The sequence below is a fragment of the Pseudomonas agarici genome, from assembly GCF_001543125.1.
GTDB lineage: Bacteria > Pseudomonadota > Gammaproteobacteria > Pseudomonadales > Pseudomonadaceae > Aquipseudomonas > Aquipseudomonas agarici.
This window is the reverse complement of the sequence record NZ_CP014135.1, coordinates 926,388-942,052: the sequence shown is the minus strand read 5'-3', so window position 1 is coordinate 942,052 and position 15,665 is coordinate 926,388. Positions and strand designations below refer to the sequence as shown.

The window sequence follows — 15,665 nt, the reverse complement described above, 5'->3', positions numbered from 1 at the left end:
AGCGCAGTGACATATAAAGTAGAAACTCGAGGAAGCCGAATATAGAAAGAGAAATCAGCAGCTCTACTAAATACATCGTCACACCCTTAGCATCTTGACTTAAAAATCGCTATAACAAAAAACGGCCAGGATGCACAGGACAAACCAGACGCAAACTTGTGAAGTAGTCTCCGAAAAATCAGCCCCAATAGCCAACAATATGAAAAGTGCAATCTAGTATTAAGCGAATTCATTTTTAATAACCGTATTCTCCGGACTTCAAAATCATGGAAGAAGACGACTGCTGCGGACCAATCCCGCCATCAACGACGGCGACAAGACTTACGATAACATCGCTCGCGTGATAGGTCGGCAATTTTCCACCTACAAACTTGCTCGTCGATGCCCAAATAACGCCTCTGGCAATGCGCTGCGCCAACCCACTGGGAATAGCCGCCCCCATGGCGCCAAAGGCTGATGATGTAAGATTTGAGACAAGAGTACGCTGATCATTCAAAAGATCCCCTTGCTCCCGGGTCAACGGTTGCGAAAATGCGACCATCATCAAACAGGGGCGCTCTTGAGCCAGCATCTTGTCATATAGCTGGACGATCAACTGCGTCACTTTGTACTGGGCGGCACGCGCTTCGCAAAAATATAAGGAATTGTACAAATTTCCGCGATCAGCAGGCTGAACGATAAAACGGTTGACATGAAAAACAATGCCCCAGTTTCCCTGATAGCGATATCGCTCAATATTCATATGGGTTTCCTCGACAGCCGATAAGTCCTACTGGATTTTTTGCAGCAGCAGGGACTAAACGCTACAAGAACCAGGGAACATTAAAAATAGGGCTGATCTGATATACCTGTAGGACATCAAGATTCAGAGCCAAGGAAATCACCCGCTTGCGCACCGCTTCGCAGCCGCCCCCGTGGTCCTGCGTGGCAGCGATCTGAAAAGTAGGTAACAGGTTTCAACGATAACGCCGCGAGCTTGCCACCTGCGCCGGAAAAATCGGTAATAACCGAAAAATCTCAAGGAGGGCCAAACGACTCGAGTAGGTGATGTGCTGACCACCTTGCCGACGATGGTGGTCGTGTAACCAAGGCCAGGCTCAAGAACCTCAGCGACGATTGGTCCAACGCAGGCGCAGCCACTCCAGGTCTTCGGGGCGGGTGACTTTGATATTGTCCGCACGCCCTTCCACCAGGCGCGGTGCCTGGCCCGCCCACTCCATTGCCGAGGCTTCGTCGGTGACGGTGACCTCCGCCACCAGGCTGTCGGCCAGCGCCCGATGCAAGGCGCCGAGACGGAACATCTGCGGTGTGTAGGCGTGCCAGATCAAGCTGCGATCAACGGTTTCAACCACCCTACCGTGCGGGTCGACACGCTTGAGGGTGTCCCGAGCCGGCACGGACAGCAAGCCGCCCACCGGATCGTCGGCGAGTTCGCCCAGCAATTTGTCGAGATCGTCACGGGACAGGTTCGGTCGGGCCGCATCATGGACCAGTACCCAGTCCTCATCCGCCGCGCCCTGGGCATGCAGATGCAGCAGGGCATTGAGTACCGAGTCGGCGCGCTCGGCGCCACCGTCGACGCGTTGGATACGCCGGTCACTGGCACAAGCCAGGCCAGGCCAATAGGGATCGGCCGGCGCCAGGCAGAGCAGCAGTCCCTTGAGCCCCGGATGATCGAGAAAACAGCCGAGGCTGTGTTCGAGAATGGTTCGTCCGCCCAGTTGCAGGTATTGCTTGGGACGGTCGGCCGCCATACGAGCCCCCACGCCCGCGGCAGGAATCACGGCCCAGAAGGCCGGTAGCGATAAGTCAGTCATTGTGCCAACTGATAAAGGGTTTCGCCGTCCTTGACCATGCCCAGTTCATGGCGAGCCCGCTCTTCAACGGTTTCCATGCCTTTCTTCAGTTCAAGAACTTCCGCATCGAGGACACGGTTACGCTCCAGCAAACGCGCGTTCTCGGCGTGCTGGTCGGCAATTTGCTGTGTCAGGTCGGCTACCTGCGCCAGACTCCCGTTACCCACCCAAAGGCGGTACTGCAGGCCAGCCAGCAGCAAGAGCAAGACAAGGAACAACCAATTGGGACTGCGCATCGAATTTCGTTTACCCAGTGAAAAAGACAGCCAAGCCGACTTCCGTATACCCAACAGCACGAAGCCTGGAAGGACCAGACTTGTGCTTGTCAGCCATCAGATTAGTTGCGAAAAGGTCGCTATAGCGACTTTTCCGACACAACCTGGTGCCTTTTTACCATCTAGCGCTTAACCGCGAAACTCGGAACGACCGTTGTACTTCGCCTTGGCGCCCAATTGCTCTTCGATACGCAGCAGTTGGTTGTACTTGGAAACACGGTCGGAACGGCACAGCGAACCCGTCTTGATCTGGCCGGCAGCAGTGCCCACGGCCAGGTCGGCAATGGTCGAGTCCTCGGTTTCACCGGAACGGTGCGAGATCACTGCCGTATAGCCGGCGGCCTTGGCCATCTGGATGGCTTCCAGGGTTTCGGTCAGGGTGCCGATCTGGTTGAACTTGATCAGGATGGAGTTAGCGATCCGCTTATCGATGCCTTCCTTGAGGATCTTGGTGTTGGTCACGAACAGGTCGTCGCCCACCAGTTGGGTCTTCTCGCCAATCTTGTCGGTAAGAATCTTCCAACCAGCCCAGTCGGACTCGTCCAGGCCGTCTTCGATGGAGATGATCGGATAGCGCTGGGTCAGGCCTTTGAGGTAGTCGGCGAAACCTTCGGCGGTGAACACCTGGCCTTCGCCGGACAGGTTGTACTTGCCGTCTTCGAAGAATTCGCTGGCGGCGCAGTCCAAGGCCAGGGTCACGTCGGTGCCCAGCTTGTAACCGGCGTTGGCAACAGCCTCGGAGATGACTTTCAGGGCGTCTTCGTTGGACGCCAGGTTCGGCGCGAAACCACCTTCGTCACCCACGGCAGTGCTCAGGCCACGAGCCTTCAGCACGGCCTTGAGGTGATGGAAAATCTCGGTACCCATGCGCAGCCCTTCGGAGAAGGTCTTGGCGCCCACCGGCTGAACCATGAATTCCTGGATGTCGACGTTGTTGTCGGCATGCTCGCCGCCGTTGATGATGTTCATCATCGGCACCGGCATGGAGTAGACACCCGGAGTACCGTTAAGGTTGGCAATATGCGCGTACAGCGGCAGGTCCTGGTCCTGGGCAGCGGCCTTGGCAGCGGCCAGGGACACGGCGAGGATGGCGTTGGCGCCCAGGGTCGCCTTGTTCTCGGTACCGTCCAACGCAATCATTGCGCGGTCCAGAGCCTTCTGATCGGAAGGGTCCTTGCCCAGCAACAGCTCGCGGATCGGACCGTTGATGTTACCGACAGCCTTCAGCACGCCTTTGCCCAGATAACGGCTCTTGTCGCCATCACGCAGCTCAAGCGCCTCACGCGAGCCGGTAGAGGCACCGGACGGAGCGCAGGCGCTGCCGATGATACCGTTGTCCAGAAGGACATCCGCTTCCACGGTGGGGTTGCCACGGGAGTCGAGAACCTCACGACCTTTGATGTCGACGATTTTTGCCATTGTTGTAAACACTCCAAAGTTGACGAAAACGACGCAGCTGAAGGAAATTTTTTATCGTCGGCAAGTCAATGAAAGCAGGCAGTCTTGCAGACGAAAAGGCTCTGGAGCTGGGGCCAGAGCCTTAAATCGTGCGGTACTTTACCGGAGATTTGAGGATTACGCGGTTTCTATCGTCGGAAAACTCTTCACTAGCTCATCCAGCGCCTTGAGTTGAGCCAGGAACGGCTCCAGCTTGTCCAGGCGCAGGGCGCAAGGACCGTCGCACTTGGCGTTGTCCGGGTCCGGATGCGCTTCGAGGAACAGCCCCGCCAGCCCCTGGCTCATGCCGGCCTTGGCCAGGTCGGTGACCTGGGCCCGACGACCGCCGGCGGAGTCCGCACGACCGCCCGGCATCTGCAGGGCGTGGGTCACGTCGAAGAACACCGGGTATTCAAACTGCTTCATGATGCCGAAGCCGAGCATGTCGACCACCAGGTTGTTGTAGCCGAAGCTGGAACCACGCTCGCAGAGGATCAACTGGTCGTTGCCGGCTTCCACGCACTTGCCCAGGATGTGTTTCATTTCCTGTGGCGCGAGGAACTGGGCCTTCTTGATGTTGATCACCGCGCCGGTCTTGGCCATGGCGACCACCAGGTCGGTCTGGCGCGACAGAAAGGCCGGCAACTGGATGATATCGCAGACCTCGGCAACCACGGCGGCCTGGGCCGGCTCGTGGACGTCGGTGATGATCGGCACGCCGAACGCTTGCTTGATGTCCTGGAAGATACGCATGCCCTCTTCCAGGCCGGGGCCACGGTAGGAGGTCACGGAGGAACGGTTGGCCTTGTCGAAGCTGGCCTTGAACACGTAGGGGATACCGAGCTTTTCGGTGACTTTGACGTACTCTTGGCAGACCTGCATCGCCATGTCACGGCTTTCCAGCACGTTCATGCCACCGAACAGCACCATCGGCTTGTCGTTGGCGATCTCGATGCCGCCAACGCGAATGATCTTCTGGGCCATCAGCGTTACGCCTTCTTCTGGTGTTGGGCCAAGGCCGCTTTGACGAAACCGCTGAACAACGGGTGGCCATCACGCGGGGTCGAAGTGAACTCTGGGTGAAACTGGCAGGCGACGAACCATGGATGATCCGGGGACTCAACCACTTCGACCAGCGCACCGTCACCGGAACGACCGGAAATCCTCAGGCCAGCTTCCATGATCTGCGGCAGCAAGTTGTTGTTCACTTCGTAGCGATGACGGTGACGCTCGACGATCACGTCCTTGGCGTAGCAACCGTGAACCAGCGAACCCGGCTCCAGCAGACAGTCTTGGGCACCCAGGCGCATGGTGCCACCCAAATCAGAGGCCTCGGTGCGGGTTTCGACCGCGCCGGTGGCATCTTCCCACTCGGTGATCAGGCCGACGACCGGGTGAGCGCTGGTGCGATCGAATTCGGTGGAGTTGGCATCTTTCCAGCCCAGCACGTTACGGGCGAATTCAATCACGGCCACCTGCATGCCCAGGCAGATACCCAGGTAGGGCACTTTGTTTTCACGGGCGTATTGCACAGCGGTGATCTTGCCTTCCACGCCACGCAGGCCGAAACCGCCCGGCACGAGGATCGCATCGACGCCTTCGAGCAAGCCGGTGCCCTGGTTCTCGATGTCTTCGGAATCGATATAGCGCAGGTTGACCTTGGTGCGGTTGGTGATGCCGGCGTGACTCATCGCCTCGATCAACGACTTGTAGGCGTCCAGCAGTTCCATGTACTTGCCGACCATGGCGATGGTGACTTCGTGCTCGGGGTTGAGCTTGGCGTCGACCACCTGCTCCCACTCGGACAGGTCGGCACCGTTGCATTGCAAGCCGAAACGCTCGACGACGAAATCATCCAGACCCTGGGCGTGCAGGACCGCCGGGATCTTGTAGATGGTGTCGACGTCTTCCAGGGAGATCACCGCACGCTCTTCGACGTTGGTGAACAACGCGATCTTGCGACGCGAGGACACATCCACCGGGTGGTCGGAGCGGCAGATCAGCACGTCAGGCTGCAAGCCGATGGAGCGCAGCTCCTTGACCGAGTGCTGGGTCGGTTTGGTCTTGGTCTCGCCAGCGGTGGCGATGTACGGGACCAGGGTCAGGTGCATCAGCATCGCGCGCTTGGAGCCGACTTCGACGCGCAACTGGCGGATGGCTTCGAGGAACGGTTGCGATTCGATGTCGCCCACGGTACCGCCGATTTCCACCAGGGCTACGTCGGCATCGCCGGCGCCCTTGATGATGCGCCGCTTGATTTCGTCGGTGATGTGCGGAATCACCTGGATGGTCGCGCCCAGGTAATCACCACGGCGCTCCTTGCGCAGCACGTGCTCGTAGACACGGCCAGTGGTGAAGTTGTTGTTCTGGGTCATCGTCGTGCGAATGAACCGCTCGTAGTGGCCCAGGTCCAGGTCGGTCTCGGCGCCGTCGTGGGTGACGAACACTTCACCGTGCTGGAACGGGCTCATGGTGCCCGGGTCGACGTTGATGTACGGGTCCAGTTTGAGCATGGTGACTTTCAGTCCCCGCGCCTCCAGGATGGCCGCCAATGAAGCCGAGGCAATGCCTTTCCCCAATGAAGAAACAACACCGCCCGTGACGAATATGTAGCGCGTCATGAAAAACCCTAGAAGTCTGCGTTAAAGCGGTCCGAGCCGCCGGGGAAAGCGAAGGAAGGCCAAAGCCCCCGATCACCTGCATTAATCACAGTGCATCTTTCAAAAAAACCGCCGCGTTGGGACGGACCGCAAGTGATAACACCGGTACGTTGCTCGCTACACATTTTTTGGAATCGCCCAGCAAAGACTGCTTGGTAATCGGCAACTCCTGCCATTCAGGCGAATCCACAGAAGTTGTATCAAGAAGGGAGCGTAGTCTACCGGAAAGCAGCTTTCAGCTCAAACCTTGATCGCTCGAAGGTGGGTGCCAGCGCAAATGCCAGTCTCCGAACGAACTACCATCGAGCCCCGCCAGGTTGGCCACAGCCAGCAATTGCTCGCCCCGATAGACCAGCGGCAATCGGCCGCGGACAAACCAGGGCACCCCGCTTTCGTTAAGCAGGCGCTTGAGATCACGATGCCCGCGGTCTGGCAGATGCAGCACCTCGCCGCCCTGACGATAGCGCACTCGCAACGGGCCGGGCGGCGCATCGCCGATGATCAGCAATTCGCCGTTGTCCGGTAACTCCAGGGAAGGCCCTGGGTGGGTCCACTCGATATCCGCCACCGGCTGGCGCAGCCAGGAACCGCTCAACCACCACAAGTGCTCGTCGGCGCGGTGCAATTCGCCTTCGGCCAGGCGCCACTTCGGTCTCGCATCGTGCCCGGCATCGCGCAAATCATCCCAACCAGCCCAGTGATCGCTGTCCGGCAGGCGGGTCAACGGCGCCAGCCAGTGACGCAACAAATTGCGCTGGCGCGCCGGCGACAGCTCGATCACCGCGTCCAGCGCCAGCGACGGCATGCCCAGCCAGTCGTAGCGGGAATGGGCCTGAGCGCCGTCAAGATCGACGTCAGCCAGCTCATCCAGCAACTCCTGGGCCTCGCGCAGGTGTGCGGCGCTGCGCACCATGCTGCTGACCGCCTGCGGCCAACGCTCGCTGAGGTCGGGGAAAACCCGGTGGCGCAGGTAATTGCGGGAAAACTGCTGATCGGCGTTGGACGGGTCCTCGATCCAATGCAAACCCTGATCGCGGGCGTACTGTTCCAGCTCCGCACGCGAAACATCAAGCAGCGGCCGGACCAGATACCCACCGCCCACTTCACGCTCGCTCGGCATGGCCGCCAGCCCCCTAACCCCGGCGCCGCGCAACAGTCGGAACAACAGCGTCTCGGCCTGGTCGTCGCGATGCTGGGCTGTCAGCAGGACTTCGTTCAACCGAGTCACCCCGGCGAATGCCAGGTAGCGCGCATCACGGGCGGCACGCTCAAGACTGGCACCGAGCTGGACGCTCACTCGTACCACCTGCAAGGGCACGCCCAGCGTGTCGCAGAACGCCTGGCAGTGTTCGGGCCAACTGTCGGCGGCGACCTGCAAGCCATGATGGATATGCAGGGCCGAAAGCTCAGGCAGGGATTGGCTCTTGCCCAGTCGGACCAGCAGATGCAGAAGGACGGTGGAGTCGAGGCCACCGGAGAAGGCCAGGCGCCAGGTCGAGGCAGTGCGCCAAGGGGCCAGGGCGTGGAGAAGCCTGGAAGGTAAATCGATATCTGACTGACGCATCACTTGACGCCCCCGATCCTGTAGGAGCCGAGCCTGCTCACAAAAGCGATTTCACCTAGGTGATGAAATTCACCGAATGGTCGCCTGTAGCGGTTCGCAAGCAAGCCCGGCGCCTACAGTCCATGCAGGGGCGAGCGTGCTCGCGAGGAACGCCAATGGGGGTTCTATCAGAGACCGTAGCTCATCAACCGCTCATAGCGACGGGCCAGCAACGCATCGTTGTCGAATTTCTGCAACATCGCTAGCTGCGCGCTCAGTTCAGCACGGATCAGCCCGGCTGCGGCCACCGGATCACGGTGAGCGCCGCCCAGCGGCTCGGCGATCACTTTGTCGACGATGCCCAGGCCTTTCAGACGCTCGGCGGTAATACCCATGGCTTCCGCAGCATCCGGGGCCTTCTCGGCGGTCTTCCAGAGGATCGAGGCACAGCCTTCCGGAGAAATCACCGCGTAGGTCGAGTACTGCAACATGTTCAGTTGGTCGCAGACACCGATCGCCAGCGCACCGCCGGAACCACCTTCACCGATAACCGTGGCGATGATGGGGGTTTTCAGGCGCGCCATGACCCGCAGGTTCCAGGCGATGGCTTCGCTCTGGTTGCGCTCCTCGGCATCGATGCCCGGGTAAGCGCCCGGCGTGTCGATAAAGGTCAGGATCGGCATTTTGAAGCGCTCGGCCATTTCCATCAGGCGGCAGGCCTTGCGATAACCTTCCGGGCGCGGCATGCCGAAGTTGCGACGCACCTTCTCGCGCACTTCACGGCCTTTCTGGTGACCGATGACCATCACTGGCTGGTCTTCCAGGCGGGCGATACCGCCGACGATCGCGGCATCGTCGGAGAAATGGCGGTCGCCGTGCAGTTCATCGAACTCGGTGAAGATGTGCTCGATGTAGTCCAAGGTGTAGGGACGACGTGGATGACGCGCCAGGCGCGCGATCTGCCAACTGGTCAGTTTGCCGAAAATGTCTTCGGTCAGCGTGCTGCTCTTGTCCTGCAGGCGAGCGATTTCATCGCCGATGTTCAGCGAATTGTCATTACCGACCAAGCGCAGTTCTTCGATCTTGGCTTGCAGGTCAGCGATCGGCTGTTCGAAATCAAGAAAATTCGGGTTCATAAGCATCCGTCTTGGGTCGAGCACAGTAGTTTTTACACAGCCTGGCCGGCCGATTGATCTATATCGCGCCCTACCTTAAGGGATATGGCGCGCTCAGGTCGAGATTAAAAGTAAGTTCCAGGTCGGGACGCATTGATAGCACCACCACCTCAACGGTATTGGAGAAAGACGTTGTCTCGCCCGAACTGGTCACGCAATGCCTGAATCAGACTGTCAGCGGGGTCGATCTTCCAACTGTCGCCGAGCTGCAACAGCGCCTTGGCATCCGGACCGGTGTACTCCATGGTGATGGGACAGGCGCCTCGGTGCTTCTTGAACAACTCGCCCAGCCAGCGCAGCTCATCGCCCTGGAGCCTGGCACTTTGCACCTTCAGGCGCAGGCTCTCGGCCAGTTGGGTACGGGCATCCTCCATGCTCATCACACGCTTGACCCGCAGGCGCAGACCACCGGAGAAATCATCGTTACTGACCTCGCCCTCGACCACCACCATTGCATCGGTCTGCAACAACGATTGGGCCGACATAAAAGCATCGGCGAACAATGACGCCTCGATTCGCGCCGAGCGGTCGTCGAGGGTGATAAAGCCCATCTTGTCGCCTTTTTTGTTTTTCATCACCCGCAGGTTGATGATCATCCCCGCCACGGTCTGGGTATCCCGGGCCGGCTTCAGGTCGATGATGCGCTGGCGGGCGAAACGACGAATCTCGCCCTCGTACTCATCGATCGGATGACCGGTCAGGTAAAGACCGAGAGTGTCCTTCTCGCCTTTCAGGCGCTCCTTGAGGGTCAGTTCCTTGGCCTTGCGGTGATTGCCATAGACATCCGCGTCTGCCTCGACGAACAATCCGCCAAACAGGTCGGCGTGGCCGCTGTCATGGGTGCGCGCGGTCTGTTCGGCGGCCTTGATCGCTTCTTCCATCGCCGCCAGCAGGACCCCGCGGTTACGGTCGATATTGGCCTGGTAAGGCTTGGGCTCGTCGTGGAAATACGGACCGAGCCGATCCAACGCGCCACTGCGGATCAGGCCGTCGAGGGTGCGTTTGTTGATGCGCTTGAGATCGACCCGTGCGCAGAAATCGAACAGGTCCTTGAAGGGACCGTCCTGGCGCGCTTCGGTAATCGCCTCCACCGGGCCTTCGCCGACGCCCTTGATGGCGCCGAGGCCGTAGATGATCCGGCCTTCGTCGTTCACCGTGAACTTGAACTCCGAAGCATTCACGTCCGGCGCGTCAAGACGCAGCTTCATGGTGCGCACTTCTTCGATCAAGGTCACGATCTTGTCGGTGTTGTGCATATCGGCCGAGAGCACTGCGGCCATGAACGGCGCCGGATAATGGGTCTTCAGCCAGGCAGTCTGGTACGACACCAGGCCGTAGGCGGCGGAGTGGGATTTGTTGAAACCGTAACCGGCGAACTTCTCTACCAGATCGAAGATGTTACCGGCCAGGTCCGGGTCGATGTTGTTGGTCTTGCAGCCCTCGATAAATCCACCGCGCTGCTTGGCCATTTCCTCGGGCTTTTTCTTACCCATGGCCCGACGCAGCATATCCGCGCCGCCAAGGGTGTAGCCGGCCATGACCTGGGCAATCTGCATCACCTGTTCCTGGTACAGGATGATGCCGTAGGTCGGCGCCAATACGGGTTTGAGGCCCTCGTACTGGTAATCGGAGTGCGGGTACGCCAGCTCGGCACGACCATGCTTGCGGTTGATGAAGTCATCCACCATGCCGGACTGCAGCGGGCCCGGACGGAACAGCGCCACCAGGGCGATGAGGTCTTCCAGGCAGTCGGGCTTGAGCTTCTTGATCAGCTCTTTCATGCCACGCGACTCCAACTGGAACACCGCCGTGGTCTCGGCCTTCTGCAACAGGCTGTAGGTCGGTTTGTCGTCCAGCGGGATAAAGGCAATATCCAGCGGCGGTTCGTTGACCTTGGCCCGGTCACGGTTGATGGTCTTCAGCGCCCAATCGATGATCGTCAGGGTCCGCAGGCCCAGGAAGTCGAACTTCACCAAGCCGGCCGCCTCAACGTCATCCTTGTCGAACTGGGTCACCAGGCCTTCGCCTTCTTCATCGCAATAGATCGGCGAGAAGTCAGTCAGCTTGGTCGGCGCGATCACCACCCCGCCGGCGTGCTTACCGACGTTGCGCACCACACCTTCAAGCTTGCGGGCCATCTCCCAGATTTCCGCCGCTTCTTCATCGACCTTGATGAAGTCACGCAGGATCTCTTCCTGCTCGTAGGCTTTTTCCAGGGTCATGCCGACTTCGAAAGGAATCATCTTCGACAGGCGATCCGCCAGGCCGTAGGACTTGCCCTGCACCCGCGCCACGTCGCGTACCACGGCCTTGGCGGCCATGGAGCCGAAGGTGATGATCTGGCTTACCGCGTTGCGGCCATATTTTTCGGCCACGTAGTCGATCACCCGATCACGACCGTCCATGCAGAAGTCGACGTCGAAGTCGGGCATGGAAACCCGTTCCGGGTTGAGGAAGCGTTCGAACAGCAGGTCATATTCCAGCGGGTCGAGGTCGGTGATCTTCTGTACATAGGCCACCAGCGAACCGGCACCCGACCCCCGGCCAGGGCCGACCGGCACGCCGTTGCTCTTGGCCCACTGGATAAAGTCCATGACGATCAGGAAGTAACCGGGGAAGCCCATCTGGATAATGATGTCCAGCTCGAAATTCAAGCGGTCGACATAGACCTGGCGTTTGGCCTCGTAGTCTTCAGTGGTGTCCCTGGGTAGCAGGACCGCCAGACGCTCTTCGAGACCATCGAACGACACCTTGCGGAAATACTCGTCGATGGTCATGCCATCGGGAATCGGAAAGTTAGGCAGGAAGTGCGTGCCCAGTTTCACCTCGATATTGCAGCGCTTGGCGATCTCGACGGTGTTTTCCAGGGCATCGGGCAGGTCGCTGAACAGCTCGGCCATTTCCTCGGCGCTTTTGAGGTACTGCTGGTCGCTGTAGTTCTTCGAGCGACGCGGGTCATCGAGCGCCCGGCCTTCACCGATGCAGACGCGGGTTTCGTGAGCCTCGAAATCTTCCTGCTTGATAAACCGCACATCGTTGGTCGCCACCAGCGGCGCCCCCAGCTTCTCGGCCAGGGCCACGGCGCCGTGTAGCTGTTCTTCGTCGTTCGGGCGATGGGTGCGCTGGATCTCCAGGTAGAAACGCTCCGGGAACACCGCCATCCACTCACGTGCCAGGGCTTCGGCTTCGGCGGCGTTATCGCCGAGCAGAGCCATGCCGATCTCGCCCTCCTTTGCCGCCGACAGCATGATCAGGCCCGCATTGGCCTCGGCGACCCACTCACGCTCGACGATGATCATGCCGTTGCGCTGACCCTCGATGAAGCCACGGGAAATCAGCTCGGTCAGATTGCGATAACCCAGGGGGTTCATCGCCAGCAGGCTGATCCGGCTCAACGGCGCATCGGAGTCTTTGTTCGACAGCCACAGGTCGGCACCGCAGATCGGCTTGATTCCGGCGCCCATGGCGGTCTTGTAGAACTTGACCAGGGAACACATGTTGTTCTGATCGGTCACCGCCACGGCGGGCATATTCAAGCCGGCCAGGGCCTTGACCAGCGGCTTGATCCGCACCAGACCGTCGACCAGGGAATATTCAGTGTGCAGGCGCAGGTGAACGAATGAAGCCGGCATAGTGATCCTGTAGAAGCATGAAAAACGACAAGGCCCGGATTGTACCGGGCCTGGGCTAAAACATCAGCAGACTAAAGCTCGACAAGGCTTTCACGGGCCTCCCAGGCCAGCCGCACGGGCGCGAACGAGCGCCGGTGAATCGGCGTCGGCCCCAGACGACTCAAGGCTTCCAGGTGTACCGGAGTCGGATAACCCTTGTGCCCGCCGATCCCATAACCGGGATAGATCAATTCAACAGCCGCCATTTCACGATCACGGCTGACTTTGGCCAGAATCGACGCCGCCGCAATCGCCGGTACCTTGCTATCGCCCTTGACCACAGCCTGCGCCGGCATCGGTAGTTGCGGGCAGCGGTTGCCGTCGATCATTGCCAACCTGGGCTGGATATGCAGGCCCGCGACCGCCCGCTGCATTGCAAGCAGGGTGGCATGGAGGATATTCAGCGCATCGATTTCCTCGACCTCGGCTCGGGCGACGCACCAACTCAGGGCTTTTTCGCAGATTTCGTCATACAGTTTTTCGCGCCGGGCCTCGGTCAGTTTCTTCGAGTCGTTCAACCCGAGAATCGGTCGCTTGGGATCAAGGATCACCGCTGCCGTGACCACCGCACCGCAGAGCGGACCGCGACCAACTTCATCGACGCCGGCGACCAGATCCTCGGCGTCGGCCACCAGGCTGAAGTCCAGTCCCATCTGCATCTTCACGTTACTCATACCGGCTTACCGATCAACGTCAGGACCGCATCGGCGGCCTGGTTCGAGGCATCCAGGCGCAGGGTCCGGTGGATCGCCTCGAAATCGCGGGTTTGTTCCCGACCATCCTCGATCAGCGGCGACAGGGCGTTGGCCAGCGCTTCAGGCGTGGCATCGTCCTGCAACAGTTCGGGCACCAGCAGACGCTGGGCCAGCAGATTGGGCAAGGAGACGTAGGGGCTTTTCACCAGGCGCTTGAGAATCCAGAAGGTCAGCGGCGCCAGGCGGTAGGCGACCACCATCGGGCGTTTGTAGAGCAATGCCTCGAGGGTAGCCGTGCCGGAAGCGATCAACACCGCATCGCAGGCCTCCAGTGCCTTATGGGACTGGCCATCCAGCAGCGTCAACGGCAGGTCGCGCTCCGCCAGCAACGCCTCGATCTGGCTACGACGCTGCGCACTGGCGCACGGCATGACAAAACGAATGCCCGGATGCATCGCTTGCAACCGTTGCGCCGTATCCAGGAACAACCCACCCAGGCGTGCCACTTCGCTGCCACGGCTGCCGGGCATCAACGCCACCAACGGGCCGTCCGGCAAACCGAGTTCGGCACGCGCTGCCGAGCGATCGGTCTGCAGCGCAATGGTGTCGGCCAGGGTGTGCCCGACAAATCGCACCGGCACACCCTGCTCTTCGTAGAAACGCGCTTCAAACGGCAACAGCGTCAACATCAGATCACAGCCTTCGCGGATCTTCAGCACCCGCTTCTGGCGCCAGGCCCAGACAGATGGACTGACGTAGTGCACGGTCTTGATCCCGGCTCGACGCAGCTTGAGTTCGATGTTGAGGGTGAAGTCAGGGGCGTCGATGCCGATAAAGGCATCCGGCTTTTCGGCAATCAGCGTCTGGATCAACGTCTTGCGCCGCTTGAGCAACTCAGGCAAACGCCCGAGCACCTCGACCAGGCCCATGACCGACAGGCGCTCCATGGGGAAATAGGAGACCAACCCTTGCGCCTCCATCAAGGGACCGCCCACACCGATAAACTCGACAGCGGGATGCCGCGCCTTGAGCGCCCGCATCAGACCGGCACCGAGAATATCGCCGGACGCTTCACCGGCAACCAGTGCAATACGCAGGCTGGCCATGATCAGCGGGTGATGCCGCGGGTCGAGGACTGGATGGATTCGAGAAACACCGCCACTTCCGGGTACTGCGCGGCAGGCTCGGCCAGTTCGACAATCGCCTGATCCACCGTCAGGCCCTGGCGATACACCACCTTGTAGGCCCGGCGCAGCGCATGGATCACTTCTTCGCTGAAGCCCCGACGGCGCATGCCTTCAAAGTTCATGCTGCGGGCTTCGGCCGGGTTGCCGAACACCGTGACATAGGCCGGGACGTCCTTGCCAATGGCGGTGCCCATGCCGGAAAAACTGTGGGCGCCAATATGGCAGAACTGATGCACCAGCGTGTAGCCGGAAAGGATCGCCCAGTCATCGACATGCACGTGACCGGCCAGCGCCGTGTTGTTGACCAGGATGCAATGGTTGCCGATCACGCTGTCATGGCCGATATGGGCATAAGCCATGATCAGGTTGTGATCACCCAGTGTGGTTTCCGAGCGATCCTGGACCGTGCCGCGATGAATCGTCACGCCTTCGCGGATGATATTGTGGTCACCGATCCACAGACGAGTGTCCTCGCCCTTGTACTTAAGATCAGGGGTATCCTCACCCACCGAGGAAAACTGGTAGATGCGGTTGTGTTTGCCAATCCGGGTCGAGCCCTTGAGGACCACATGCGGCCCGATCACTGTTCCCTCGCCGATTTCCACACCTGCGCCGATGATCGACCAAGGGCCGACCTCGACGCCGTCGGCCAGCACGGCCGCCGGATCGATGATTGCGCGAGGGTCAATCAAACTCATACCGCCTGTTCCGCGCAGATGATCTCGGCCGAACACACCGGTTTGCCGTCAACCGAGGCCTGGCACTCGAATTTCCAGATCTTGCGCTTGCAACTGATGAAGGTGGCTTCGAGGATCAATTGATCGCCCGGCTTGACCGGCTGGCGGAAGCGCAGCTTGTCGGAGCCGACGAAATAGTAAAGGGTGCCATCGGCAGGCTTCACGTCCAGGATCTTGAAACCAAGGATGCCGGCAGCCTGGGCCATGGCTTCAATGATCAATACGCCCGGCATGATCGGATGCGCCGGAAAATGGCCATTGAAGAAAGGCTCGTTGATGCTGACATTCTTGTAAGCACGAATGCGCTTGGCCTCGACATCCAGTTCCACCACCCGGTCAACCAGCAGGAACGGATAACGGTGAGGCAGGTATTCGCGAATCTCGTTGATGTCCATCATTTCGTGGGGAAGCCTGTAGTAAAGATGGGGA

13 protein-coding genes are annotated in these 15,665 nt (G+C 59.8%); all 13 read right to left on the bottom strand.

The features are described from left to right. Positions 1-235: 235 nt before the first annotated feature. Entirely contained in the window at positions 236-742 is a 507-nt protein-coding gene (locus tag AWM79_RS04265; RefSeq protein WP_060782221.1) for a hypothetical protein, read from the bottom strand. A gap of 364 nt (positions 743-1,106) precedes the next feature. Next, a complete protein-coding gene (gene ispD / locus AWM79_RS04260; protein WP_060782220.1) occupies positions 1,107-1,817 on the bottom strand; it encodes a 2-C-methyl-D-erythritol 4-phosphate cytidylyltransferase in 711 nt (236 codons plus the stop codon). After that, positions 1,814-2,092, bottom strand: a complete 279-nt coding sequence (gene ftsB, locus AWM79_RS04255) for a cell division protein FtsB (protein ID WP_017130873.1) — start codon at positions 2,090-2,092, stop codon at positions 1,814-1,816. The genes ispD and ftsB overlap by 4 nt, the downstream gene beginning before the upstream one ends. A gap of 168 nt (positions 2,093-2,260) precedes the next feature. After that, positions 2,261-3,550 (bottom strand): phosphopyruvate hydratase, encoded by a 1,290-nt coding sequence (gene eno / locus AWM79_RS04250; RefSeq protein WP_060782219.1) that lies wholly within the window; start codon positions 3,548-3,550, stop codon positions 2,261-2,263. A gap of 156 nt (positions 3,551-3,706) precedes the next feature. Then, positions 3,707-4,552: a 3-deoxy-8-phosphooctulonate synthase gene (gene kdsA, locus AWM79_RS04245; protein ID WP_060782218.1), complete on the bottom strand. Its 846-nt coding sequence runs from the start codon at positions 4,550-4,552 to the stop codon at positions 3,707-3,709. 5 nt (positions 4,553-4,557) lie between these two features. Further along, positions 4,558-6,189 (bottom strand): CTP synthase, encoded by a 1,632-nt coding sequence (locus AWM79_RS04240; protein ID WP_026013055.1) that lies wholly within the window; start codon positions 6,187-6,189, stop codon positions 4,558-4,560. Between the two features lie 274 nt (positions 6,190-6,463). Continuing rightward, positions 6,464-7,792: a tRNA lysidine(34) synthetase TilS gene (tilS, locus tag AWM79_RS04235; RefSeq protein ID WP_060782217.1), complete on the bottom strand. Its 1,329-nt coding sequence runs from the start codon at positions 7,790-7,792 to the stop codon at positions 6,464-6,466. Positions 7,793-7,959: 167 nt separating this feature from the next. Next, entirely contained in the window at positions 7,960-8,907 is a 948-nt protein-coding gene (locus AWM79_RS04230; protein ID WP_017130868.1) for an acetyl-CoA carboxylase carboxyltransferase subunit alpha, read from the bottom strand. A 149-nt stretch (positions 8,908-9,056) separates the two neighbouring features. Next, a complete protein-coding gene (dnaE, locus tag AWM79_RS04225; RefSeq protein WP_017130867.1) occupies positions 9,057-12,578 on the bottom strand; it encodes a DNA polymerase III subunit alpha in 3,522 nt (1,173 codons plus the stop codon). Between the two features lie 71 nt (positions 12,579-12,649). Then, positions 12,650-13,276 carry a ribonuclease HII gene (rnhB, locus tag AWM79_RS04220; RefSeq protein ID WP_060782216.1) on the bottom strand — a complete coding sequence of 209 codons (627 nt, stop codon included), beginning with the start codon at positions 13,274-13,276 and terminating at the stop codon, positions 12,650-12,652. Positions 13,277-13,287: 11 nt separating this feature from the next. Next, positions 13,288-14,418 (bottom strand): lipid-A-disaccharide synthase, encoded by a 1,131-nt coding sequence (gene lpxB / locus AWM79_RS04215; protein WP_060782215.1) that lies wholly within the window; start codon positions 14,416-14,418, stop codon positions 13,288-13,290. 2 nt (positions 14,419-14,420) lie between these two features. After that, on the bottom strand, positions 14,421-15,197 hold the full coding sequence (gene lpxA / locus AWM79_RS04210; RefSeq protein WP_017130865.1) for an acyl-ACP--UDP-N-acetylglucosamine O-acyltransferase: 777 nt from the start codon (positions 15,195-15,197) through the stop codon (positions 14,421-14,423). After that, positions 15,194-15,634 carry a 3-hydroxyacyl-ACP dehydratase FabZ gene (gene fabZ / locus AWM79_RS04205; RefSeq protein WP_017127129.1) on the bottom strand — a complete coding sequence of 147 codons (441 nt, stop codon included), beginning with the start codon at positions 15,632-15,634 and terminating at the stop codon, positions 15,194-15,196. Before fabZ ends, lpxA begins: the two co-directional genes overlap by 4 nt. Positions 15,635-15,665: the final 31 nt, after the last annotated feature.

Bases quoted from the DNA above. Each gene is read 5' to 3' on its own strand.
- lpxA (WP_017130865.1), bottom strand. From the start codon at position 15,197: ATGAGTTTGATTGACCCTCGCGCAATCATCGATCCGGCGGCCGTGCTG.
- ispD (WP_060782220.1), bottom strand. From the start codon at position 1,817: ATGACTGACTTATCGCTACCGGCCTTCTGGGCCGTGATTCCTGCCGCG.
- ftsB (WP_017130873.1), bottom strand. From the start codon at position 2,092: ATGCGCAGTCCCAATTGGTTGTTCCTTGTCTTGCTCTTGCTGCTGGCT.
- dnaE (WP_017130867.1), bottom strand. From the start codon at position 12,578: ATGCCGGCTTCATTCGTTCACCTGCGCCTGCACACTGAATATTCCCTG.
- AWM79_RS04265 (WP_060782221.1), bottom strand. From the start codon at position 742: ATGAATATTGAGCGATATCGCTATCAGGGAAACTGGGGCATTGTTTTT.
- kdsA (WP_060782218.1), bottom strand. From the start codon at position 4,552: ATGGCCCAGAAGATCATTCGCGTTGGCGGCATCGAGATCGCCAACGAC.
- AWM79_RS04230 (WP_017130868.1), bottom strand. From the start codon at position 8,907: ATGAACCCGAATTTTCTTGATTTCGAACAGCCGATCGCTGACCTGCAA.
- fabZ (WP_017127129.1), bottom strand. From the start codon at position 15,634: ATGATGGACATCAACGAGATTCGCGAATACCTGCCTCACCGTTATCCG.
- lpxB (WP_060782215.1), bottom strand. From the start codon at position 14,418: ATGGCCAGCCTGCGTATTGCACTGGTTGCCGGTGAAGCGTCCGGCGAT.
- eno (WP_060782219.1), bottom strand. From the start codon at position 3,550: ATGGCAAAAATCGTCGACATCAAAGGTCGTGAGGTTCTCGACTCCCGT.
- tilS (WP_060782217.1), bottom strand. From the start codon at position 7,792: ATGCGTCAGTCAGATATCGATTTACCTTCCAGGCTTCTCCACGCCCTG.
- rnhB (WP_060782216.1), bottom strand. From the start codon at position 13,276: ATGCAGATGGGACTGGACTTCAGCCTGGTGGCCGACGCCGAGGATCTG.
- AWM79_RS04240 (WP_026013055.1), bottom strand. From the start codon at position 6,189: ATGACGCGCTACATATTCGTCACGGGCGGTGTTGTTTCTTCATTGGGG.